The 22,104-nt window shown below is 72.1% G+C and carries 21 protein-coding genes; 10 read left to right on the top strand and 11 right to left on the bottom strand.

Annotated features, from left to right (window positions below):
• Positions 1-14 precede the first annotated feature (14 nt).
• Together E1283_RS08735 and argS are read right to left on the bottom strand one after the other, a co-directional pair.
• The gene (locus E1283_RS08735; protein ID WP_132817349.1) at positions 15-1,244 is read right to left on the bottom strand and encodes a S8 family peptidase; all 1,230 of its coding nucleotides are present in this window, start codon (positions 1,242-1,244) and stop codon (positions 15-17) included.
• A 225-nt stretch (positions 1,245-1,469) separates the two neighbouring features.
• The gene (gene argS / locus E1283_RS08730; protein ID WP_132817348.1) at positions 1,470-3,230 is read right to left on the bottom strand and encodes an arginine--tRNA ligase; all 1,761 of its coding nucleotides are present in this window, start codon (positions 3,228-3,230) and stop codon (positions 1,470-1,472) included.
• 117 nt (positions 3,231-3,347) lie between these two features.
• On the opposite strand from argS, the gene lysS reads away from it, so the two are divergent.
• Positions 3,348-5,051 (top strand): lysine--tRNA ligase, encoded by a 1,704-nt coding sequence (lysS, locus tag E1283_RS08725; RefSeq protein WP_132817347.1) that lies wholly within the window; start codon positions 3,348-3,350, stop codon positions 5,049-5,051.
• A gap of 48 nt (positions 5,052-5,099) precedes the next feature.
• Here the strand turns inward: lysS and E1283_RS08720 are convergent, their stop codons facing one another.
• Positions 5,100-5,705, bottom strand: coding sequence for a GNAT family N-acetyltransferase (locus E1283_RS08720; protein WP_132817346.1), 606 nt, complete (start codon positions 5,703-5,705; stop codon positions 5,100-5,102).
• A gap of 120 nt (positions 5,706-5,825) precedes the next feature.
• On the opposite strand from E1283_RS08720, the gene E1283_RS39415 reads away from it, so the two are divergent.
• On the top strand, positions 5,826-6,113 hold the full coding sequence (locus E1283_RS39415) for a DUF6191 domain-containing protein (protein WP_132817345.1): 288 nt from the start codon (positions 5,826-5,828) through the stop codon (positions 6,111-6,113).
• 6 nt (positions 6,114-6,119) lie between these two features.
• On the opposite strand, the gene E1283_RS08710 is transcribed toward E1283_RS39415, so the two are convergent.
• The 4 genes from E1283_RS08710 to E1283_RS08695 all read right to left on the bottom strand — a co-directional run bounded on the left by E1283_RS08710 (position 6,120) and on the right by E1283_RS08695 (position 10,156).
• Entirely contained in the window at positions 6,120-7,772 is a 1,653-nt protein-coding gene (locus tag E1283_RS08710) for a DUF2637 domain-containing protein (protein WP_481906689.1), read from the bottom strand.
• 101 nt (positions 7,773-7,873) lie between these two features.
• The gene (locus E1283_RS08705) at positions 7,874-8,635 is read right to left on the bottom strand and encodes a DUF3558 domain-containing protein (RefSeq protein WP_132817343.1); all 762 of its coding nucleotides are present in this window, start codon (positions 8,633-8,635) and stop codon (positions 7,874-7,876) included.
• 82 nt (positions 8,636-8,717) lie between these two features.
• Complete coding sequence (locus tag E1283_RS08700) at positions 8,718-9,437, bottom strand: hypothetical protein (protein ID WP_132817342.1); 720 nt, start codon at positions 9,435-9,437, stop codon at positions 8,718-8,720.
• Positions 9,438-9,571: 134 nt separating this feature from the next.
• Positions 9,572-10,156 carry a hypothetical protein gene (locus E1283_RS08695; RefSeq protein ID WP_243744697.1) on the bottom strand — a complete coding sequence of 195 codons (585 nt, stop codon included), beginning with the start codon at positions 10,154-10,156 and terminating at the stop codon, positions 9,572-9,574.
• A 125-nt stretch (positions 10,157-10,281) separates the two neighbouring features.
• Between E1283_RS08695 and hemL the strand changes: the two genes are divergently transcribed.
• The 6 genes from hemL to ccsB all read left to right on the top strand — a co-directional run bounded on the left by hemL (position 10,282) and on the right by ccsB (position 16,756).
• Entirely contained in the window at positions 10,282-11,646 is a 1,365-nt protein-coding gene (hemL, locus tag E1283_RS08690) for a glutamate-1-semialdehyde 2,1-aminomutase (RefSeq protein WP_132817340.1), read from the top strand.
• Between the two features lie 25 nt (positions 11,647-11,671).
• Positions 11,672-12,355 carry a histidine phosphatase family protein gene (locus tag E1283_RS08685; RefSeq protein ID WP_132817339.1) on the top strand — a complete coding sequence of 228 codons (684 nt, stop codon included), beginning with the start codon at positions 11,672-11,674 and terminating at the stop codon, positions 12,353-12,355.
• Positions 12,356-12,420: 65 nt separating this feature from the next.
• On the top strand, positions 12,421-13,023 hold the full coding sequence (locus tag E1283_RS08680; protein ID WP_132817338.1) for a TlpA family protein disulfide reductase: 603 nt from the start codon (positions 12,421-12,423) through the stop codon (positions 13,021-13,023).
• 40 nt (positions 13,024-13,063) lie between these two features.
• A complete protein-coding gene (locus E1283_RS08675) occupies positions 13,064-13,807 on the top strand; it encodes a cytochrome c biogenesis CcdA family protein (protein WP_132817337.1) in 744 nt (247 codons plus the stop codon).
• A gap of 4 nt (positions 13,808-13,811) precedes the next feature.
• Entirely contained in the window at positions 13,812-15,647 is a 1,836-nt protein-coding gene (resB, locus tag E1283_RS08670; RefSeq protein WP_132817336.1) for a cytochrome c biogenesis protein ResB, read from the top strand.
• Entirely contained in the window at positions 15,644-16,756 is a 1,113-nt protein-coding gene (gene ccsB, locus E1283_RS08665; RefSeq protein WP_132817335.1) for a c-type cytochrome biogenesis protein CcsB, read from the top strand. Before resB ends, ccsB begins: the two co-directional genes overlap by 4 nt.
• Positions 16,757-16,885: 129 nt before the next feature.
• Here the strand turns inward: ccsB and E1283_RS08660 are convergent, their stop codons facing one another.
• Complete coding sequence (locus E1283_RS08660) at positions 16,886-17,320, bottom strand: PLD nuclease N-terminal domain-containing protein (protein WP_132817334.1); 435 nt, start codon at positions 17,318-17,320, stop codon at positions 16,886-16,888.
• 87 nt (positions 17,321-17,407) lie between these two features.
• Between E1283_RS08660 and E1283_RS08655 the strand changes: the two genes are divergently transcribed.
• The gene (locus E1283_RS08655) at positions 17,408-18,859 is read left to right on the top strand and encodes a menaquinone biosynthesis decarboxylase (protein WP_132817333.1); all 1,452 of its coding nucleotides are present in this window, start codon (positions 17,408-17,410) and stop codon (positions 18,857-18,859) included.
• Positions 18,856-19,797 (top strand): menaquinone biosynthesis prenyltransferase MqnP, encoded by a 942-nt coding sequence (mqnP, locus tag E1283_RS08650; protein ID WP_243744696.1) that lies wholly within the window; start codon positions 18,856-18,858, stop codon positions 19,795-19,797. The genes E1283_RS08655 and mqnP overlap by 4 nt, the downstream gene beginning before the upstream one ends.
• Positions 19,798-20,108: 311 nt before the next feature.
• Here mqnP and E1283_RS08645 read toward each other — a convergent pair whose 3' ends face one another.
• Genes E1283_RS08645 through E1283_RS08635 form a run of 3 tightly spaced genes read right to left on the bottom strand, consistent with a single transcriptional unit; the run spans position 20,109 to position 21,831 of the window.
• Positions 20,109-20,366: a DUF397 domain-containing protein gene (locus E1283_RS08645; protein ID WP_132817332.1), complete on the bottom strand. Its 258-nt coding sequence runs from the start codon at positions 20,364-20,366 to the stop codon at positions 20,109-20,111.
• Between the two features lie 40 nt (positions 20,367-20,406).
• Positions 20,407-21,519, bottom strand: a complete 1,113-nt coding sequence (locus E1283_RS08640; RefSeq protein ID WP_132817331.1) for a PQQ-dependent sugar dehydrogenase — start codon at positions 21,517-21,519, stop codon at positions 20,407-20,409.
• A 3-nt stretch (positions 21,520-21,522) separates the two neighbouring features.
• A complete protein-coding gene (locus tag E1283_RS08635) occupies positions 21,523-21,831 on the bottom strand; it encodes a hypothetical protein (RefSeq protein WP_132817330.1) in 309 nt (102 codons plus the stop codon).
• Positions 21,832-22,104 lie beyond the last annotated feature (273 nt).

Genomic DNA, 22,104 nt, shown 5'->3' with positions numbered 1-22,104 from the left:
GGGTGGGGTGGGCGTCAGCCGACCTGGAGCAGGGTGGTCGTGGTGCTGGTGCCCGCGTTGGTGACGGTGTTCGGCTCGCCGGCCGCGACCAGGGCGTTGCGGACCTGGGCCGGGGTGGCCGACGGGTTGGTGGCGAGGTAGAGCGCGGCGGCACCGGCGACGTGCGGGGTCGCCATCGAGGTGCCGGAGATGGTGCTGCTGGCGGTGTCGCTGGTGCCCCAGGACGACGTGATGCCGGTGCCGGGGGCGTAGATGTCCACGACGGCGCCGATGTTGCTGAAGCTGGACCGCGCGTCGTTGCTCTGGCTGGACGCCACCGTGATGGCCTCGCTCACCCGCGCCGGCGAGTAGTTGCTGGCGTTGGCGCCCGAGTTGTTGCCGGCCGCGACGGCGTAGGTCACGCCGGAGGCGATGGAGGCGCGGACCGCCGCGTCCAGGGTGGTGTCGACGCCGCCGCCGAGGCTCATGTTGGCGACGGAGGGCCCGCTGTGGTTGGCGGTGACCCACTCGATGCCGCCGACCACCGAGGCGGTGGTGCCGCCGCCCGAGTTGTTCAGCACGCGGACGTTGACGATGCGGGCGGCCTTGGCGACGCCGTAGGTCGCGCCCGCGATGGTGCCGGCGACGTGGGTGCCGTGGCCGTGGCCGTCGGCGCCGCCCTGGTTGAAGTAGTCGTAGCCGAACGAGGCGCGGCCGCCGAAGGTGGTGTGCGTGGTGCGCACACCGGTGTCGAGGACGTACGCGGTGACGCCCTGCCCGCCGTGGTCCGGGTAGGTGTACGACTGGTTCAGCGGCAGATCGGGCTGGTCGATCCGGTCGAGGCCCCAGGACGGCGGGTTGGGCTGGGTGGCGGCGACGCTGACCCGCTGGTTCTGGGTGATGGTGGCCACCGCGGGGTCGGCGGCGAGTTCGAGGGCCTCCTCCAGGGTGGCCTCGACCGCGTAGCCGTTGAGCGTCTCGGGGAACTCGTCGACGATCTCCGCGCCGTGGGACTCGGCGATCCGCTCGCCGCCGGCCGACTCGGCCTGCACGACGTTGTCCCGCAGCTGGACGATGTAGCTGTCCGTGACGGTGCCCGCGGCCTGGGCGTTGGGTATCAGCTCCCGTACCTCGGCCAGGCTGGGGGCGCTGGGCGCGGCCTGGGCGGTGGCGGGGAGCATCGCGCCGAGGCCGAGTGCCATGGCCGCGGTGGTGGCCAGGACGAGGGTGCGCCGGCTGGTGCGGGTGGGGGTGTTACGCGCCATCGAGGGGTCTCCTCCTCATTGGTGGTGCGCCGGTGTGGGGTGCGAAGGGCGTCACGTGGCGTGGCCATGACATCCCGTGGGAAACGTCACGCCCGTCAGCCCGAAAGATTTGCCGATGCAGAGGAATCCGGCAAGGGGGCGTCCCTGGCCGACATCTGTTTGTCATGAGAATGTCACGCCGCCCGAGGGCGGCGTGACATCAGGACATGCGGGGAAAACGACCGGTCACAGTCGCTCGGGGGTGTGGATGCCGAGCAGCGCCATCCCCTCCCGCAGCGTGCGCGCCGTCAGCTCGCACAGGAAAAGACGGTTGGCCACCATCGCCGGCTCCGGCGCGGCGAGCACCGGGCACTGGTCGTAGAACGTGGTGAAGTGCGAGGCGAGACCGTAGAGATACGCCGCCAGCTTGTGCGGCTCGTAGGTCTCGGCCACGGACGCCAGCGTCTCCCCGAACCCGTCCAGCTGGAGGCCGAGCGCCCGCTCGGCCGGCGCCAGCGGCAGCTCCGGGTGCGGGGCCGCCGCGGCGTCCCGCTCGGCCGCCTTGCGCAGGATCGACTGGATACGGGCGTAGGCGTACTGGAGATAGACGCTCGTGTCGCCGTTGAGCGAGACCATCCGGTCCAGGTCGAAGACGTAGTCCCGGGCCCTGGAGGTCGACAGGTCCGCGTACTTGACGGCACCGATGCCCACGTCCGTGGCGCGCTCCGCGACCTCGGCGGCCGACAGGTCGGGCGCCTTCGACGCCACCACCTCGCTCGCCCGCTCGACCGCCTCGTCCAGCAGGTCCATCAGCCGCACCGTCTCGCCCGACCGGGTCTTGAACGGCTTGCCGTCCTTGCCGAGCACCGTGCCGAACGGCAGGTGGTGCGCCACGCCCTCCGGCAGCCAGCCGGCCCGCCGCGCCGTCTCGAAGACCATCCGGAAGTGCAGCGCCTGCCGGGCGTCCACCACGTAGAGCAGGGTGTCCGCGTGCAGCGCGCCCACCCGGTTCCTGATCGCCGCCAGGTCGGTGGCCGCGTAGCCGAAGCCGCCGTCCGCCTTGCGCACGATCAGCGGCACCGGCTGGTCGTCCGGGCCCTTGACGTCGTCGAAGAACACGCACAGCGCGCCGTCCGACCGCACCCCGACCCCGGAGTCCTCCAACTCCCGTGCCATCGCCTCGAGATCGTCGTTGTACGCCGACTCGCCGACCAGGTCGTCGTCGGTGAGCAGCACGTCGAGCCGCTGGTAGATCGCGTTGAAGTAGATCTTCGACTCGTCGACGATCCGCTGCCACAGCGCCATCGTCTCGGCGTCGCCGGCCTGGAGCTCCACCACCCGGCGCCGGGCCCGCTCCTTGAACTCCGGGTCGGAGTCGAAGACCGCCCGCGAGTCCCGGTAGAGCCGGTTCAGCCGCGACATGGCGGCGCCGCCGCTCTCCTCGCTCCCCTGGTGGTCCAACTCGTGGGGGTGCTCGATCAGATACTGGGTGAGCATGCCGAACTGGGTGCCCCAGTCGCCCACGTGGTTCCGCCGGACGACCTTCTCGCCGCGGAACTCCAGGATCCGCGTCAACGCGTCCCCGATCACCGTGGACCGCAGGTGGCCGACGTGCATCTCCTTCGCCACGTTCGGCTGCGAGTAGTCGATCACGACCGTTCCGGGCCGCTCCGCGACCGGCACCCCCAGCCGCTCGTCGCCGGCCCGCGCCATCAGGGTGCGGAGGATCGCCTCGTCGGTCAGCGTGATGTTGAGGAAGCCGGGGCCCGACACCTCGATGTCGCCGATCAGCCCCTCCGTCGCGACCTCGCCGACCACCCGGCCGGCCAGCTCGCGCGGATTGCCCTTGAGCCGCTTGGCCAGCGCCAGCATCCCGTTGGCCTGGAGGTCGGCCCGGTCGCTGCGTCGCAGCAGCGGGTCCGCGCCGGCGGCCTCCGGGAGGACGGCGGCGAGGGCGTCGGAGACGCGCTGCCGTACGGCTTCGGCAAGGGAAGGGACCGGGCTCATGCGGACCAGTATTTCACGGGGGCACCACCCGTTTTCCGAAGGAATCAAGGGCCGCGGCCGAGTGGAAGAATGGGGCCGACACCGATCCACACTCCAGATCAGAGGAAGTGCTCAGCCGTGGCACAGACCACCCAGGAGACCGCCGACTGGGTCTCCCGACTCGCGGACGACGTCATCGCCGAGGCGGAGCGCCGTGCCCCGGGCAAACCGGTCGTCTGTGCCTCCGGGATCAGCCCCTCGGGCCCCGTCCACCTGGGCAACCTCCGGGAGATCATGGTGCCGCACCTCGTCGCCGACGAGGTCAGGCGGCGCGGTGTGGACTGCGTGCACCTCCTGTCGTTCGACGACTACGACCGCTTCCGCAAGGTCCCGGCCGGCGTCGGCGTCGACGCGTCGTGGAACGAGCACATCGGCAAGCCGCTGACCTCCGTGCCGCCGCCGCCCGGCAGCCCGTACGCCAGCTGGGCCGAGCACTTCAAGGCCCCGCTGCTCGCCGCGATGGCCGAACTCGGCATCGAGGTGCGGGCGATCTCCCAGACCGAGCAGTACACCGCCGGCACCTACCGCGAGCAGATCCTCTTCGCGATGCGCGAGCGCCGCCGGATCGACGCCGTCCTCGGCCGCTACCGCACCAAGCAGGCGGAGGCCGAGGCCGACGTCGAGGCCGTCGAACAGGGCTCGGGCGCCGCCACCGAGGACGACGGCGCCGGCACCGGCAGCGACGACTACTACCCGTACAAGCCGTACTGTGCGGTGTGCGAGCGCGACACCACCACGGTGACCTCGTACGACGACGAGACCACCGAGCTGACCTACACCTGCGACTGCGGCCACCAGGAGACCGTGGAGCTGGCCAAGCACGACCACGGCAAGCTGGTCTGGAAGGTCGACTGGCCGATGCGCTGGGCCTACGAGGGCGTGATCTTCGAACCCTCGGGCGTCGACCACCACTCGCCGGGCTCCTCGTGGGTGGTCGGCGGGCAGCTGGTGAGGGAGATCTTCGACGGCGTCCAGCCGATCGGCCCGATGTACGCCTTCGTCGGCATCAGCGGCATGGCGAAGATGTCCAGCTCGCGCGGCGGGGTGCCGATCGCGGCCGACGCGCTGGAGATCATGGAGGCCCCGGTGCTGCGCTGGCTGTACGCGCGGCGCAAGCCCAACCAGTCCTTCAAGATCGCCTTCGACGCGGAGATCCTGCGCACCTACGACGAGTGGGACGCGCTGGCCCGCAAGGTCGCCGCCGGCACGGCCCAGGCGGCCGACGCCGCCGCGTACCTGCGCGCCACCGGCACGGCGTCCGGCGAACTGCCGGCGACCCCGCGCGCCCTCCCGTACCGGACGCTGACCTCGGTGGTCGACATCACCACCGGCGAGGACGAGCAGACCCTGCGCATCCTCGCCGAGCTCGACCCCGAACACCCGGTCAGCTCGCTGGACGAGACCCGGCCGCGGCTCGACAAGGCGGCCCGCTGGGTGGCCACCCAGATGCCGGAGGAGGCCCGCACCCGGGTGCGCGTCGAGCCGGACGCCGAGCTGCTCGGCTCGCTCGACGAGCGGCGGCGCGAGTCGCTGCGGCTGCTGCGGGACGGGCTTGCCGACCACTGGTCGCTCGACGGGCTCACGACGCTGGTCTACGGCGTGCCGAAGATCCAGGCCGGGCTCGCGGCCGACGCCAGGCCGACGCCCGAACTGAAGGTGGCGCAGCGGGAGTTCTTCGTGCTGGTGTACCGACTGCTCGTCGGTCACGACACCGGGCCGCGGCTGCCCACGCTGCTGCTCGCCGTCGGCGCCGACCGGGTACGGGCGCTGCTGGGCGGCTAGCGGCCGCGTGGGCGTGACGGCGCCCGCGCGCCTCGACGCCGGTCGGGCTTACCGGCCGGCGTCGAGGCGCGCGACGAGCGCGGCCCGGGCCGCGGGCCACTCCGTGGCCAGCAGCGAGAAGTACACGGTGTCCCGCCACGTCCCGTCCGCGCGGCGGACGTGGCGGCGCAGCACGCCCTCGCGGCGCGCGCCGAGCCGCTCGATGGCGGCCTGTGACCGCTCGTTGCGGTGGTCGGTCTTCAACTGCACGCGGCCCATGCCGAGTTCGTCGAAGGCGTGGCCGAGCAGCAGCAGTTTGGTCTCGGTGTTGACGGCGGTGCGCCAGTAGGCCGGGCCGTACCAGGTGTAGCCGATCTCCAGCCGTTCGTTGGCCACGTCGATGTCCATGAACGTGCTCCAGCCGATCGCCCGGCCGTCGGTCCCGTGGACGACGGCGAACGGCACCTGCTTGCCGCGCTCGCCCTCCGCCAGCAGGTCGGCGAGCGTCCGGCCGAGTTCCTCGCGGGTGCGCGGGGCCGGCCTCGGCACCCAGCGCCAGACCTCCTCGGCGCAGCCGCCGGCCGCGACGAGGTCGTCCAGGTGGCCGGGGGCCAGCGGCTCCAGGCGGACGTGCTTGCCGGTGAGGACGGTGGGGCGCGGCGTCGTGGCGGGCATGACCGTGAAGCTAACCCGATTCTGCCCTAGAAGCAACAGTGTTTTGCACTAGTGTGAACGGCCGTCGCCGCTTGCCAGGTGGTGGATACTGGCGGTGAAGGTGAAGTGGGAGGAGGCACCGTGGAGTTCGTGCTCTTCATGACGCTGCCCGGGCTGGTCATCGGGCTGATCGCGCTGGCCTTCGTCGACCGCTTCGTGCTGGTCAGGCTGGGCAGGTCGCGCGGCCGCGTCTCCGCGACCGGGTTCGAGATGCTGCACGCCAGCCTGCTGCCGGGGAAGGACCACGAGTTGGCGCAGCGGGAGACGATGGCGCTGCTGCGGGACGAGGAGGGCGACGCCGCGCCGTCCCGCTCCCGGGTCGACCTGACCGGCGGCACGGCGGTGATCCGGCTGCCGGACGGGTCGTGACGGGCGTCAGCCGCCGGTGCCTATCTCCGCCTTGCAGCGCTCCTTGAACCCGCGGGTGCGGGTGAACTCGCGCAGGTACTGCTCGCTCAGCAGCGTGCCGTCCGCGTCGGTGATGCCGTGCTCCTCGTGCAGGTACCGGGAGAGCTGACGGGCGTTGGGGAAGTCACCCTGCTCCTTCACGTACTGCCGGTAGGCGGCGTAGAAGATCTCGCTGCGGGCCGGGTCGTCGGGCTCCTCGGACCCGTCGGACCCTTCGGACCCGTCGGGCGCGGAGTTGCCGCCGAGCGGCCGGCTGCGTCCCGGGCCGACCGGAACGGTCAGTTGGGGCTGCTGCGCGTCGTCGAACTCGGCCGGCTGGTTGGCGGCCCACCAGGGCTCCTCCTCGACGAACGCGTCGGCCGGCTGCCCGCCGGCCGGCTGCCCGTCGTAGGCGGCGGCCCCCGCCTGGCCCGCCCAACCGCCGTTGGCGGTGGCCGGGTTGCCCGCCGGCGTTCCGCCGGGCCCCTCGGCGGTGGCCGGGGCGGTCGGGCCGACCGTGGCCGGCGGCCAACCGCCTTCGGCGGTTGGGGCGTTGCCCGGCAGGGGCGCCTCGAAGGACGCGGTGTTCGCCACGACCGGCGTCGGGCCGGCGTCGCCGGGGGCCGGGGCGCCGGGACCGGCGTCGGGGTCGACCGCGCCGGCTCGGGCGCCGTTGGCGGCGGCCGGGTGCGTCGGGTGGCCGTTCTGGCCCGCCTGGGTGGCCCAACCGCCGTAGCCGGCAACGGCGTTCACCGGGCGGCCGTTCTGGCCCGCCAGGCCCGCCGGGCCCGGCAGGGCGCCGTTGACGGCGCCGGTGGCATCGGCGGGGCCCAGGGCCGTCATCCCACCGGCGCCCGAGGCGGCCGGGGCCGGCTCCCGACCGTCGGCGTCGCGCGCGCCGCCCGCCAGGGCCGGCGTGGGCCGGGCCGTCACCTCACCGCCCCGACCGCCGGGCCTGGCCGCGGTCGACTGTTCGAGCGGGACCCCGTACCTGGCCAGCTTCAGCGGCATCAGCGCCTCGACCGGCGCCCGGCGGCGCCACGCGCGGCCGTAGTCGGCGCGCAGTCGCGCCTGGTAGACGAGGCGGTCGCGCTCCATGGCGATGACCTGCTCGTAGGAGCGCAGCTCCCACAGCTTCATGCGGCGCCACAGCCGGAAGGTGGGGACGGGGGAGAGGAGCCAGCGCCACATCCGCACCCCCTCCATGTGCTTGTCGGCGGTGATGTCGGCCACCCGGCCGATCGCGTGGCGCGCGGCCTCGATCGTGATGATGAAGAGCACCGGGATGATGCCGTGCATGCCGACCGCGAGGGGGTCGCCCCACGCGGAGGCGGCGTTGAAGGCGATCGTGGCGGCCGTCAGCAGCCAGGCGGTCTGCCGCAGCAGCGGGAAGGGGATCCGCAGCCAGGTCAGCAGCAGGTCGAGGGCGAGCAGGACGACGATGCCCGCGTCGACGCCGATCGGGAAGAAGGGGGAGAAGGCGCCGAAGCCCTTCTCCTCGGCCAGCTCGCGCACCGCCGTGTAGGAGCCGACGAAGCCGATCGCCGCGATGAGCAGGGCACCGGCCAGGATGACGCCGACCAGTATGCGGTGCGGGCGTGTCAGCTTGATGGCGGCCACGCGAGAGCCCTCCCCGGTCATGACAAGGTCAGGGGACAGACTCGCACACGCGTCAAGTCGCGTGCTCGATCAGGGGTTCGAAGTTCGCGCGGTGGTGACCGCGCCCACGGCCGGGTTCCCGGTCAGGCGTCGCCCTCGGACTCCTGGCCCTCCTCCTCGGCCGGGGCGTCCTCCGTCGCGTTCACGTTGCCGACGGCCTCGCGGGCCGCGGTCTCGGCGGCCTCCCGGACGGTGTCTGCGGACGGCATGTCGTCGCCCTCGAAGCCGGCGCCCGAGTAGTCCAGGGTCAGGACGACGTTGCCGACGCGGGAGACGACCCGCTGCTGGCGGTAGTCCTGCTCGCTCTCGTCGTCCTCGCCACCGACCTTGGTGACGGAGTAGCCGATCGACGTGGCGGCGTCGCCCGTCTCGGCCAGCTCCGCGGACTCGACGTCCCGGTTGGCGTCGTCGCCGGCGATCTCGTCCACCATCTGCTGGACGTACGCGGTGGCGCGCTCGTCGCCGCTGCCCAGCGACAGGTCGGAGTCGAAGCGGCGCAGCGCCACGGTCAGCGAGCGGAACTGGAAGTCGTCGAGGCCGCTCCACAGGCAGGCGGCCGACGTGTTGGTGTCGGAGGAGCTGAGCGTCTCGCCGTTGCCCGGGTCGGCCTCGGGCACCACGTTCCCGATGGTGTCCTCGGCGATCGTCCCGCACGGTTCGGGCAGGGCCTCGAACCGCACCGGCTCGGGGGTGGGGGCGACGCTCTGCGGCTCGTTGTCCTGCGACGCGTCGTCGGAGGAGTCGGACGACGAGGAACAACCGGTGACCACCAGCACCGGCAGTGCGGCCAGGGCCACCACGCGAACAGCGAGGCGCGAGGCGGATCGGGAGGCGGTACGGTCCATGGTTACTTCGCTCCAGTTGTCTCGGCCGAGCCGTTGCGAGCACACGGTACGCCGAGGCGCCCGTGGCGCGCCCGAAACGCGCTCAGCCGTCGAAACCACCGGCGAGCCGCTGGGCCACGGTCTGGGCCCGCTGCTGGAGCTGCGCGCTGTCGGGCGCGCCGCCGGTGCCGGTGGTCGACACGGTGTAGTTCACGGTGACGATAACGTTCGCGGTCCGAAATGCCACCTGTACGTCGTGTTGCTCCTGGGCGTTGTCGCTGGTCAGCTCCTCGTCGATGAACGCGACGTGACCAATGCCATCGAGCAGCCGGGCTCCGAGGGGGTCTGTGGGGGCCGACGGGCTGGTCACGGAGATGCCGAAGGCGTCGGCCCGACCCTCGAAGTCGAGCTCGGCCTGGTCGTCGTCGCTGACGCCCGGGTCGTAGGAGACGATGCGCTCGAAGTCCACGGCGAGCCGGCGCGACTCGTTCGCGATCGCGTGGTGCCAGACGCAGCCGACCCGCCGGCCGGTGTCGAAGGTGGCCTGCGGCTGCCCCTCGTACGACTCCTCGTCGGCGTCGGGGAGCAGTTCGCGCAGGGTCTCGACGGGCACCGAGGCGCAGGGCTCGGGAAGCACCGAGAACCGGCCCGGCTGGGGCTGCTGGGACCCGGTGGCCCCGGCGGCCGCGCCGGCGTTCGCCCCGTCGTCGGTGCCGCCGAGGCCGGCCTGGCAGGACGCGAGACCGCCGATGGCCACGGCCGCCAGTGCGGCGGCGATGGCACGCCTGATCGTCGCGGTGCGGATAGTCGCGGCGCGCTGCACCGGGTCGCCCTCCCTCGTCCACAGAGCCCGGCCCGGTCGTCGACCGACGGGGGGTCATGTCTACCTCATGGATGGCGGGAGGGGCCAGGTGAGGGGTGGTGTGCGAAGACCGGCGAAGACCCGGAAGACGGTGCCTACGGCCAGACCAGGCAGTAGGGCTGGTGGCCCGCCTCGTGCAGCCGGCGGGAGAAGTCCTGCCACTCGTTGAGGAGCTGGTAGACGCCGAACGCGTCGCTCGGCCCGCTGCGGTCCGGCACGGTGGACCAGATGAACGCGGCCGCGCCGACCGTCTCGTCGCCGATGCCGCGCAGCGGGTCCACCGCGGTTGTGGGCAATTTCACGACCGCGTAGTCGGGGTGGAGCACCACCAGCTCGAGCGGCGGCACGCGGTGCAGGGGTATGCCCTCGATGCCGGTGAGGACCATGGCGGCCATCGTCTCCGGCTTGATGCTGGTGAACATGCCCTGACCCAGCTCGTCCCCGCCGAGCTCCTCGGGCCGCATCGAGAGCGGCACGCGGGCCGCCGTGGCGCCGTCGGGGGCGCCGAAGTACTTGTACGTTACGGCCATCCGGCTGCCCCGGTCGCCGAAGTCGAACTCGGCGCCGGCCCCGCCCTCCAGTTTGCGACGGTGACGCCCTCGACGGGCGCGCGCACGCGGCCCCGCGGCCTCCGGCCCCGGGTCCCCGGTTCCCTCGCCCACTTCGCCACCGCGTTGCATGTCACCACCTGACTATTCGCGACCCCCGCCGCGCAACCCGATCATCGTTTCAGAGACCTCCCCCGTCAGGCGCCGGCGAAACGCCCCGACACCGAGCTGTAAGGGGCTCTGTCACCATGTACACCATGGATCGCGTGACCTCATCCTATTCAGCGGATTCCGCGCAATCGGTGGCGCCAGTCTCCCAGACGTTGTTCGCTCGTGCCGCCGAGGTGACCCCCGGCGGCGTGAACTCGCCCGTGCGCGCCTTCGGCGCCGTCGGCGGCACGCCCAGGTTCATGGTGTCCGGGTCGGGCGCCTACCTGACGGACGCGGACGGCCGGGAGTACGTGGACCTCGTCTGCTCCTGGGGGCCGATGATTCTCGGCCACTCGCACCCCGGCGTGCTCGACGCGGTGCGTGCCGCCGTCGAGCGCGGCACCTCCTTCGGCACCCCGACCCCGGGCGAGGTCGAGTTGGCCGAGGAGATCGTGGCCCGGGTGGCGCCCGTCGAGCGGGTGCGGCTGGTCTCCTCCGGCACCGAGGCCACCATGTCCGCGATCCGGCTGGCCCGCGGCTTCACCGGCCGCGCCAAGGTGATCAAGTTCGCCGGCTGCTACCACGGCCACGTGGACGCGCTGTTGGCCTCCGCCGGCTCCGGAGTCGCCACCTTCGGCCTGCCCGACACCCCGGGCGTCACCGGCGCCCAGGCCGGCGAGACCGTGGTCCTGCCCTACAACGACCTGGCCGCCGTGCGGGCCGCGTTCGCGGCGCACCCGGGCGAGATCGCCTGCGTGATCACCGAGGCCGTGCCGGGCAACATGGGCGTGGTGCCGCCGAAGGCCGGCTTCAACCAGGGCCTGAAGGACCTGTGCGCGGCGCACGGCGCGCTGCTGATCTCCGACGAGGTCATGACCGGCTTCCGGTTGAGCGCCGCCGGCTGGTTCGGCCTGGAGGGCGTGGTCCCCGACCTGATCACCTTCGGCAAGGTGATGGGCGGCGGCTTCCCGGCCGCGGCCTTCGGCGGCCGGGCCGACGTGATGGACCGGCTCGCCCCCGCCGGCCCCGTCTACCAGGCGGGCACCCTCTCCGGGAACCCGGTGGCGACCGCCGCCGGCCTCGCCCAGCTCCGGCTCCTCGACGACGCGGCCTACGCCGCACTCGACGCCACCTCGGCCGAACTGCGCGGCCTGGCCAGCCTGGCGCTCGCCAAGGAGGGCGTGGCCCACACAATCTCGGCGGCCGGCAACATGTTCTCGGTGTTCTTCACGGCCGACGAGGTGACCGACTTCGCCGGCGCCAAGGCCCAGGACACCTTCCGCTACACCGCCTTCTTCCACGCCATGTTGGAGCGCGGCGTCTACCTGCCGCCGTCCGCGTTCGAGGCGTGGTTCGTCTCCACCGCCCACGACGAGCGCGCCCTGGAGCGGATCGCCGCCGCCCTGCCGGCGGCCGCCCGCGCCGCGGCCGAGGCGACCCAGGCGACCGAGGACCCCGAAACAACCGCATAGCAGACAGAGGAACTGTGGGACAGCGATGAAGGAAAGCAGCGAGCGGACCGTCGTTCATGTGATGCGGCACGGCGAGGTGGAGAACCCCACCGGAGTGCTCTACGGGCGGCTGCCCGGCTACCACCTCTCGGCCCTCGGCCGCGAGATGGCGGAGCGGGTCGCCGCGCACCTCGCGGGCAACGACGTCACCCACGTCGTCGCCTCGCCGCTGGAGCGCGCCCAGGAGACCGCCACCCCGATCGCCAAGGCGCGCGGCCTCGACCTGGCCACCGACGGCCGGCTGATCGAGGCGGCCAACGTCTTCGAGGGGCGCTCCTTCGGCGTCGGCGACGGCGCGCTCCGCCGCCCGGGCAACTGGCGCCACCTGCGCAACCCCTTCCGCCCCTCCTGGGGCGAGCCGTACGTGGAGCAGGTGGTGCGGATGAAGGGCGCCGTCGACGCGGCGCGCGACGCGGCCCGGGGCCACGAGGCGGTCGTCGTCAGCCACCAGCTGCCGATCTGGATCCTGCGCAGCTACGTCGAGCGCCGCCGGCTGTGGCACGACCCGCGCAACCGGCAGTGCACGCTGGCGTCGCTGACCAGCTTCACCTACCGGGGCGACGAGATCGTCGCCGTCACCTACACCGAGCCGGCCATCGACCTGGTTCCCGAGCACCTGCGGGCCGGGGCCAGGCCGACGAAGGACCAGGCGCCCGGCTTCGGGGCCTGACCTGGGCGTTCCTCCTAGGTGGGGGGCGCGCAAGATCGTCAAAAGGCGCATGGGAAACTTTTCACATGATCCAGATCCGGGCTTTCGGCAGGGTCGCCAGAGGCGTCGTGGTCGCGCTGACCGGGGTACTGCTCCTCGGCGCCTGCAGCGGCGGCGGGGACGACGGCGCCACGGGTGACGGCACCAACTACGTCGAGGGCACCGGCGAGATCACCCAGGTCGCGGTCGCCGAGCGGGTCGAGGCGCCCGACCTCTCGGGCGAGACCCTGGGCGGCGAGGAGATCAGCCTCTCCGACTACCGCGGCGACGTCGTGGTGCTCAACGTCTGGGGCTCCTGGTGCCCGCCCTGCCGCGCCGAGGCACCGCACCTGGTGTCCGCCGCCGAGGCCACCGCCGACCAGGGCGTCCGGTTCGTCGGCCTCAACACCCGGGACCTCAGCAGGGACAACGCGCTGGCCTTCGAGCGCCGCTACGAGGTCGAGTTCCCCAGCTTCTACGACCCCAACGGCCGGCTGGTCGGCGCGTTCCCCAACGGCACGCTCAACCCCCAGGCCATCCCCAGCACGCTGATCATCGACCGGGAGGGCCGGATCGCGGCCCGGGCGCTGCTGCCGCTCACCGAGGAGGATCTGCTCGCCGCGCTGGAACCCGTGATCGCCGAAGAGTGAGTCGACGAGTGAGCCGACGAGTGAGCCGAGTGACCCGCACATGAACCCCAACGAGACGGTACTGAGCGGCGCGCTGCTGCTGGCCCTGCCGGTGGCGGTGCTCGGCGGCCTGGTGTCGTTCTTCTCGCCCTGCGTGCTGCCGCTGGTGCCCGGCTACCTCTCCTACGTCACCGGGGTCGGCGGGGCCGACCTCAAGGAGGCCAGGCGCGGCCGGATGTTCCTCGGCGCCGTCCTCTTCGTCCTCGGCTTCACGATCGTCTTCGTCTCCGGCGGTGCCCTCTTCGGCAGCTTCGGGGCCAACCTGATCAACCACCGGGAGACCGTGAACAAGGTCTTCGGGGTGCTGATCGTGGTGTTCGGGCTGATCTTCCTCGGCTTCATGCCGCGGCTGACCCAGCGCGAGTTCCGCCTCCACCACCGGCCCGTCGTCGGCCTCGCCGGCGCCCCCGTGCTCGGCTTCGTCTTCGGCGTCGGCTGGGTGCCCTGCATCGGCCCGACGCTGGCCGCCGTGCAGGCGCTGGCGTTCAGCGAGGCGACCGCGGGGCGCGGCGCGCTGCTGATGGTCGCGTACTGCGTCGGCCTCGGCCTGCCGTTCATCGCCGCCGCGCTCGCCTTCCGGCGGGCGCTCGGCGCCTTCGGCTGGGTCAAGCGCCACTACGCCTGGGTGATGCGGCTCGGCGGGGCCATGCTGATCACCACCGGCGTGCTGCTGTTCACCGGTACCTGGGACCGCATCGTCTACGAGATGCAGGTCTGGGCCGCCGACTTCCAGATTTGGATCTGACGACATGGCCGACCAGACAGCCGCCGACGAGACAGCCGCCGACCAGAGCGCCGACGACCAGAGCGCCGACGAGGCCGCCGCCACCGGCGGGCTCTCCACCGCGCCCGTCGAGGAGCCGGAGACCACCACCGCCGCCACCGGTTCGTTCGGCGGCCCCCGCGAGCCGGGGGCGCGCGGCCACCTCGCCTGGCTCGGGCGTGAACTGCTCGGCTGGGCCAGGTGGTTCTGGCGGCAGCTGACGTCCATGCGGGTCGCCCTGATCCTGCTCTTCCTGCTGGCGCTGGCCGCCATCCCGGGCTCGATGATCCCGCAGAACAACGCCAGCGCCGTGACCGTCGAGGGGTTCAAGGAGCGCAACCCGGGCCTGTCGTCCTTCTACGACCGGCTCCAGCTCTTCGACGTCTACTCCTCCGTCTGGTTCTCGGCGATCTACCTGCTGCTGTTCGTCTCCCTGGTCGGCTGCATCATCCCGCGCAGCTGGCAGTTCGTCGGCCAGCTGCGCGGCCGCCCGCCGCGCGCCCCCCGCCACCTGGACCGGATGCCGGCCTACACCACCTGGCGCACCGAGGCGGAGCCGGCCGACGTCCTCGACGCCGCGCACCGCCAGCTGCGCCGCCGCCGCTTCCGCGCCGACCTGCGCGAGGGCGGGGGCGAGCGGGGTGGCCGGGCCCATGTCGCGGCCGAGAAGGGCTATCTGCGGGAGGTCGGCAACCTCGTCTTCCACCTCTCGCTGGTCGTCCTGCTGATCGCCTTCGCCGCCGGCCGCCTCTACTACGCGGAGGGCGGCAAGCTGGTGGTCGAGGGCTATGACTTCACCAACAACCTCACCCAGTACGACGACTTCTCCTCCGGCCCGTTCTACGACACCGACGACCTGGGGAACTTCAGCTTCACGCTGGACGAGTTCCACGCCGAGTTCGTCCGCTCGGGGCCCGACCTCGGCACCCCGTCCCGGTTCGACGCCGACGTCTCCTACCGCACGTCGGACGGCACCGAGCACTCCACCACCGTCCAGGTCAACGAGCCGCTGGCCATCGGCGCCGAGCGGGTGCGGCTGCTGGGCCACGGCTTCGCGCCCGTCGTCCGGATCACCGACGGCCAGGGCGACGTCGCGTTCAGCGGCCCCGTCCCGTTCATCCCGCAGGACCAGGCCCTCACCTCGGTCGGCGTCGTCAAGGTGCCCGACTACACCAACCCGGACGGCGAGCCGGAACAGCTCGGCTTCCAGGGCTTCTTCAGCCCCACCTACAACATCGACGAGGTCCGCGGCCCGCACTCCACCTTCCCCGACCCGGACGACCCGGTCCTCACCCTCACCGGCTACCACGGCGACCTGGGCATGGACGCCGGCCTCCCGCAGAACGTCTACCAGCTCGACACCACCAACATGGAGCAGATGGTCGACGAGGACACCGGCGACCTCTTCCGGTTCGACCTGCGGCCCGGCGAGTCCATCGAACTGCCCAACGGCATGGGCACGTTGGAGTTCGAGGGCTTCGAGCGCTGGGCCACCTTCCAGATCTCCACCCGGGCCGGCAACAGCTGGGCGCTCGGCGGCTCGCTCGCCGCCATCGCCGGCCTCGCCGCGTCGCTGCTGCTCCAGCGCCGCCGCGTCTGGGTGCGCGCCTACCCCCACCGGGACGGCCACACCGTGGTCGAGATGGCGTCCCTCGGCCGCACCGAGTCCAACCGCATCCCCGAGGAGCTGGCCTCGCTCGCCGCGGCCCTCGCGCCGGCCGCCCCCATGCTGCCCGCCGACCCCACGCTGCTTGCCGACACCGAAGCGGGCCCCGGGTCTGATACCTCTGAAGAGTCCGCCGCCGAAGGAGCACGCTCATGACGCTCGCCGCAGACGAGGGCCTGGCCGATTTCAGCAACCTGCTGATCTACACGGCGATGGCCGTCTACGCGCTGACGTTCGTCGCCTACACCGCCGAGTGGATCTTCGGCAGCCGCAGCCGGGTCGCCCGCACCTCCTCGGCGCTCGGCGGCGCGGAGGCCGGCGAGCCGGGCGAGGCCGCCGAGTCGGCCGACGTGCCGGCGCAGCGGCCGGCCGTCGTGGTCAGGAAGGGCGGCGCGACCTCCGTCCTCGACCGCCCGAAGATCGTCACCCGCTCCACCACGCCCGAGCGCGACGCCGTCCCGGACGGCCCGGGCGCGGCCGGCGGCGACGAGCGGGGTGACACGTTCGGGCGGATCGCGGTCTCGCTCACCACGCTCGCGTTCCTGCTGCACCTCGGCGGCGTCGTCGCCCGCACCATCGCGGTGGGGCGTGGGCCGTGGAGCAACATGTACGAGTTCTCCACCGCGTTCTCGATGGTCCTGGTCGCCAGCTACCTGGGCTTCCTGGCCTTCCGCCGGAACGTCCGCTGGCTCGGCCTGCCGCTGGTCACCACCGTGCTGCTCGACCTCGGCCTCGCGGTGACCGTGCTCTACAACGACTCGACGCAGCTGGTGCCGGCGCTCGACTCGATCTGGATGATGATCCACGTCCCGCTGGCGATCATCTGCGGCGCGCTGATGTACGTCGGCGCGGTGGGAGCCGTCCTCTTCCTCTTCCGGGACCGCTACGAGGCCAAGCTGGCCGCCGGCGGGAAGCCGGGCCGGTTCGCCACCTCGGTGCTGGAGCGGCTGCCGTCCTCCCTCACCCTGGACCGCTTCTCCTACCGGATCAACGCGGCCGTCTTCCCGTTCTGGACCTTCACCATCGTCGCCGGCGCCATCTGGGCGGAGAACGCGTGGGGCCGCTACTGGGGCTGGGACCCGAAGGAGACCTGGGCGTTCATCACCTGGATCGTCTACGCCATCTACCTGCACGCGCGCTCCACGGCCGGCTGGAAGGGCCGCAGGACCGCCTACCTGTGCATCGCCGGGCTGGTCTGCTTCCTGATCAACTACTACGGCGTCAACATCTTCTTCGACAGCCTGCACGGTTACGGCGGCGTGTGAGCCACCCCGTCCGAGCGACGGGCGGCGAAGGACAGCGCGAAGGACGACAGCCCGAAGGACAGGGCCCCCGCCGAAACAGCTTCGGCGGGGGCCCTGTCCGTGGTGCGGACCGGCGGACCGGCGGGGCGGTCAGCGGTCCTTGGGGCCCTTCGGGCCCTTGGGGCCGGACGGCGGCGGGTTCTCGTCGTCGTCCTTCTGCCGCAGCTCGTCCTCGCGGCGGCGCAGGTCCTCTTCCCAGTTCTCCAGGAGCTCGCGGTCCTTCTCGTTCTCCTCGCGCCGCTGCTCGTCGTTGAGCGAGCGCAGGAACTCCGGGTTGTCGTCGGGCGCGACCCAGCCGCCGCCCGAGCGGCCGCCACGGCCGCCCTGGCCGCCGGCCGCGGCGGCGCCGCGCCTGCGACCGATGAGGATCCAGGTGATGGGGCCGATGACCCAGGCGAGCACGATCAGCAGGATCCAGACCATCTTCGGCAGGTGCCTGATGTCCTCGTCCTTGGAGCTGATGCAGTCCACCAGGGCGAAGATGGTCAACGCCAGCGGTACCAGAAACAGCAGCACCCTCAGCATGGTAGTCCCCCTGGACGGAACGGGCCGGGCCTCGGATTGCGGGCCCCTGACTAAGCCCAGGGTAATGCGTCGGCAATACTGAGCGGCATGGCGTACGACGACCTCCGTGGCCTGTTGAAGGCTCTCGAACGAGATGGTGACCTCAAGCGGGTCAGGGCCGAGGTCGATCCGCACCTCGAGGTGGGCGAGATCACCGACCGGGTGAACAAGGCGGGCGGGCCCGCCCTCCTCTTCGAGAACGTCAGGGGCTCGAAGCTGCCGCTGGCGATGAACGTCTTCGGCACCGACCGCCGCCTGCTGAAGGCGCTCGGCCTCACCTCGTACGAGGAGATCAGCGAGCGGATCGGCGCGCTGCTCAAGCCCGAGCTGCCGCACGGGTTCGTCGGCGTGCGCGAGGCGTTCGGCAAGCTCGCCTCGGTGGCGCACGTGCCACCGAAGAAGGTGAAGAGCGCGCCGGTGCAGGAGGTCGTCCTCAAGGGCGACGACGTGGACCTCGACGCGCTGCCCGCGCTGTTCACCTGGCCCGAGGACGGCGGCTCGTTCTTCAACCTCGGCCTCACCCACACCAGGGACCCGGAGTCCGGCGTGCGGAACCTGGGCCTCTACCGGCTCCAGCGCCACGACCGCCGCACCATCGGCATGCACTGGCAGATCCACAAGGACAGCCGCAACCACTACCAGGTCGCCGCCAGGCGCGGCGAGCGGCTGCCGGTCGCCATCGCCTTCGGCTGCCCGCCCGCCGTCACCTACGCGTCGACGGCCCCGCTGCCCGGCGACATCGACGAGTACCTGTTCGCCGGCTACCTCCAGGGAAAGCGCGTCGAGTTGGTCGACTGCGTGTCCGTGCCGCTCCAGGTGCCGGCCCGCGCCGAGGTCGTCGTCGAGGGCTGGCTCGAGCCCGGCCGGATGCTGCCCGAGGGCCCGTTCGGCGACCACACCGGCTTCTACACGCCGCAGGAGCCCTTCCCGGCGCTCGACGTCGAGTGCGTCACGATGCGCCGCGACCCCGTCTTCCAGTCGATCGTGGTCGGCCGCCCGCCCACCGAGGACGGGCCACTCGGCCGGGCCACCGAGCGGTTCTTCCTCCCGCTGCTCAAGGTCATCATCCCGGACATCGTCGACTACCACCTGCCGGAGGCCGGCGGCTTCCACAACTGCGCGATCATCTCGATCGACAAGAAGTACCCGAAGCACGCGCAGAAGGTGATGTCCGCCGTCTGGGGGGCGCACATGATGTCGCTCACCAAGCTGATCGTCGTGGTCGACTCCGACTGCGACGTGCACGACCTGCACGAGGTCGCCTGGCGGGCGCTCGGCAACGTGGACTACGCCCGTGACCTGCTGCTCACCGAAGGGCCGGTCGACCACCTCGACCACGCCTCGTACCAGCAGTTCTGGGGAGGCAAGGCGGGCATCGACGCCACCGCCAAGTGGCCCGAGGAGGGCTACACCAGGGACGGCGGCTGGCCCGAGATGGTCCGCTCCGACCCGGCCGTCGCCGATCGCGTGACCGCCCGCTGGAAGGAGTACGGGCTGTGACGGCCGTCGCTCCCCGACCGGCCGCCGGCGGAACGGGCGGCGTGCGGGCGTTCCTGCGCGTCGTGATGATCGAACACTCGGTCTTCGCGCTGCCGTTCGCCTACATCGCGACGCTCACCGCGATGCTGGTGGACCGGCCGGCGACGGGGGCATCTCCCAGCGGCAGCGGGGGGATCGTCGAGTGGGACACCCTGCTGCTGGTCACCGTCTGCATGGTCGGCCTGCGGACCTTCGCGATGGCGGCCAACCGGATCATCGACCGCGAGATCGACGCCCGCAACCCGCGCACCGCGCGACGCGAACTCGTCACCGGCGCCGTCTCGGTGCGGGCCGGCTGGACGGGCGCGCTGATCGCCCTCGCCGTCTTCCTCGGCTCGGCGGCGCTGCTCAACCCACTCTGCCTGGCCCTGGCTCCGCTCGCCGTGGTGCCGATGGTCGTCTACCCGTACGGCAAGCGGTTCACGGACTTCCCGCACGCCATCCTCGGCCTCGCCCAGGCGATGGGCCCGGTCGGCGGCTGGCTCGCCGTCACCGGCGCCTGGTCCTGGGAGGCCGTGGTGCTGGGCGCGGCCGTCGGCCTGTGGATCGGCGGCTTCGACCTGATCTACGCCTGCCAGGACGTGGCGGCCGACCGCGAGAACGGCGTCCGCTCCGTCCCCGCCCGCTTCGGCATCGCCGGCGCCCTGGCCGGCGCCCGCGTCTGCCACGTCCTCACGCTGGCGCTCCTCGCCCTCTACGCGGCCCTGACCGACGCCGGCCCGCTCTTCTGGACCGGCCTCGTGGTGGTCGCCGGCGCCTTCGCCTACGAACACTCCCTGGTCCGCCCGACCGACCTCTCCCGCCTCAACCGCGCCTTCTTCACGGTCAACGGCTTCGTCGGGATCTCGCTGTTCGTCTTCACCCTGGCCGACCTGACGGTGCGCGGCCTGGGGGTGTAGGAGGCCGGCCGGTCGGAGGTCCCGCGGCTAGCGCCGGAACCGGTCGGTAGGCGTCCGCGTGGACGACATCGGTGACGGTGACGACGTCGGTGACGGTGAGGTCCGGTTCGGGGGGTTCACCATCCGGTTGTGGAAAGTGCGGCGGGTGGCAGTCACGATCGGCTCACCAGCAAGGTACGCGGTCGTGAAACCCCCGACAGACCCAGGGCGTTCGTACAGCTCCAGGCCGCGATCGCGCTCCATGGCCCCACTCATCGCACCCTCCGACCACCTGTTCCGCTGGTCGGATCAACGGGGCGACGATCGGATGGTCACTCCGCCGGCGGTGCGCCCGGCGGGGGGACGTCCTCCACGAAGTGGTCGAACTCGTTGTTCTGGACGCCGAGGACGAAGGCGTCCCACTTGGCGCGGGTGGTGGTGACGATCTTGGCGAGGTCGTCGGTCTGGCGGATGTGGATCAGGTCGCCCTCGCCGGCCGCCACCTCGAAGCAGTGCTCGTCGCTGCCGTCCTCGACCGGGGCCTGGATCCACTCCAGCTTCTCGGCCTCTTCCAGGGTGATCCTCGGCATGTGCGTGCTCCCTCCTGGGGCGTGGTCGTCTCGCCCCGGCTCAGGTGATGTCGATCCGCAGCACGGTACCGGCCGCTCCGTCCAGCACGCCGAGACCGGGGCCGCCGACCGCCGGGACCACGACCCGTGGGTCGGGCAGCTCGCCGTCGGCGAGCAGCGGGACCGGGTCGGCCGTCAACTCCGTGCCGTTCAGCGGGATCCGCCACAGCGCGGACCGCTCCGCGTCGGGTGACCAGAGCGAGCCGGCGCTGAACGCCAGCCCGCGCGGCGCGGCCTCGCCGGCCGGCCAGGCGTGCACGGGCGCGATCCCGCCGGCCTCGTAACCGCCCCCGGGCGCGATCGAGTTCAGCTCGGTGCCGGCGTCCCCCGCGGCATCCAGCGCCCAGAGCCGGCCGGCGGCGTCCCAGGCCAGGCCGGTGACCTCGCCGTGGCCCAGCGCGTAGACCGGGGAGCCCTGGAAGGGGTTGTCCGCCGGGATGTCGCCGTCCGGCTCGATCCGCAGGATCTTGCCGCCGAGCGACTCCGGATCCGTGCCGAGCGCCGGCTGCCCGCCGTCCGCCGTGCCCACGTAGAGCATCCCGTCCGGGCCGAAGGCCAGCACCCCGCCGCCGGGGAGGTCCTCCAGCAGTACGTTGCGGCTGGTGCCCAGTCGACTGCCGGGCGCGGCCGACTGGTCGTAGGTGAGGCGGGTCACCCGGACGCCCGAGGGGCTGTCGTAGGAGATGTAGAGATAGCCGCCCACGTCATCGGAGGGCGCCAGGGCGAGGTCTACGAGGTCACTGACGCCGGGTGCGGCACCCGCCTCGGTGATCGCGCCGTCCGGGGCGACCTGGTGGATCGTGCCGCTACCGGCCTCGCCGACCAGCAGCCCGCCGTCCGGCAGCGTGACGGCGCAACAGACCTCCGGCAGGCCCTCGGTCACGGTGCCGACGATCTCCGCCGTGCCGGTGGGCGGCGCCGGCTCGCTGATGACGGGTGGCTGCTCGGTGGGCTCATCACCAGGCGACGGCTCGCCGCCGGGTTCGGGCGCCCGCGGCGTGGGGTCCTCGGCGACGCCGAGCCGCTCCGCGCGGTCGGCGGCCGGGCCGAAGGCGCACCCCCCGCACATCATGACGGCCACGACCATGGCCGCCGCCCGAGCTCGCACGCGCATCCGCTAGATGGCCATGCCGTAGATGATCGTGAACAGCGTGCCGAGCGAGCCGATGATGAAGATTCCGGTGAGCCCGGCGACGATCAGTCCCTTGCCCTGCTCGGCGCTGAAACTGTCCCGCATCGCCGTCGACCCGATCCGCTGCTTGGCAGCGCCCCAGATGGCGATCGCCATGCAGATCAGGATGGCCAGCGCCATGACCACCTGGATCATCGTCCGAGCCTGGTCGCCGACCTGCCCGAAGGGGCCCCAGTCCGGGGCGATGCCGCCGATGATCTCGTTGATGTCTTCCGTCTCAGCTGCCAGGAACATCCGACCTCACCGCCCAACTGCCGTTCAAACCACTCCTTCTCGGATTCTGCCACGCCCGGGTGACAGAAGTACGGCCCCGACCCGGCGGATTCCGGCCAGGCGAGGGAAGACGAGTGAACGCCCGGCCGGTTTCCCGCTGTTTGGTGGCGTGTTGACCAATCCACGGGCCGCGACGGCCCTCACCGCGGCGCTCGCCCCGGCCGCCCGATCCGTGCCGCGACGCCGCACCCACCGACCCAGGAGCTGTCTCTTATACCCATCTGACGCTGCCTA

Origin of the sequence: Streptomyces hainanensis (genome assembly GCF_004348415.1) — a bacterium.
In the GTDB taxonomy this organism is placed as follows: domain Bacteria; phylum Actinomycetota; class Actinomycetes; order Streptomycetales; family Streptomycetaceae; genus Streptomyces; species Streptomyces hainanensis.
This window is presented reverse-complemented; position numbering and strand designations above follow the sequence as displayed.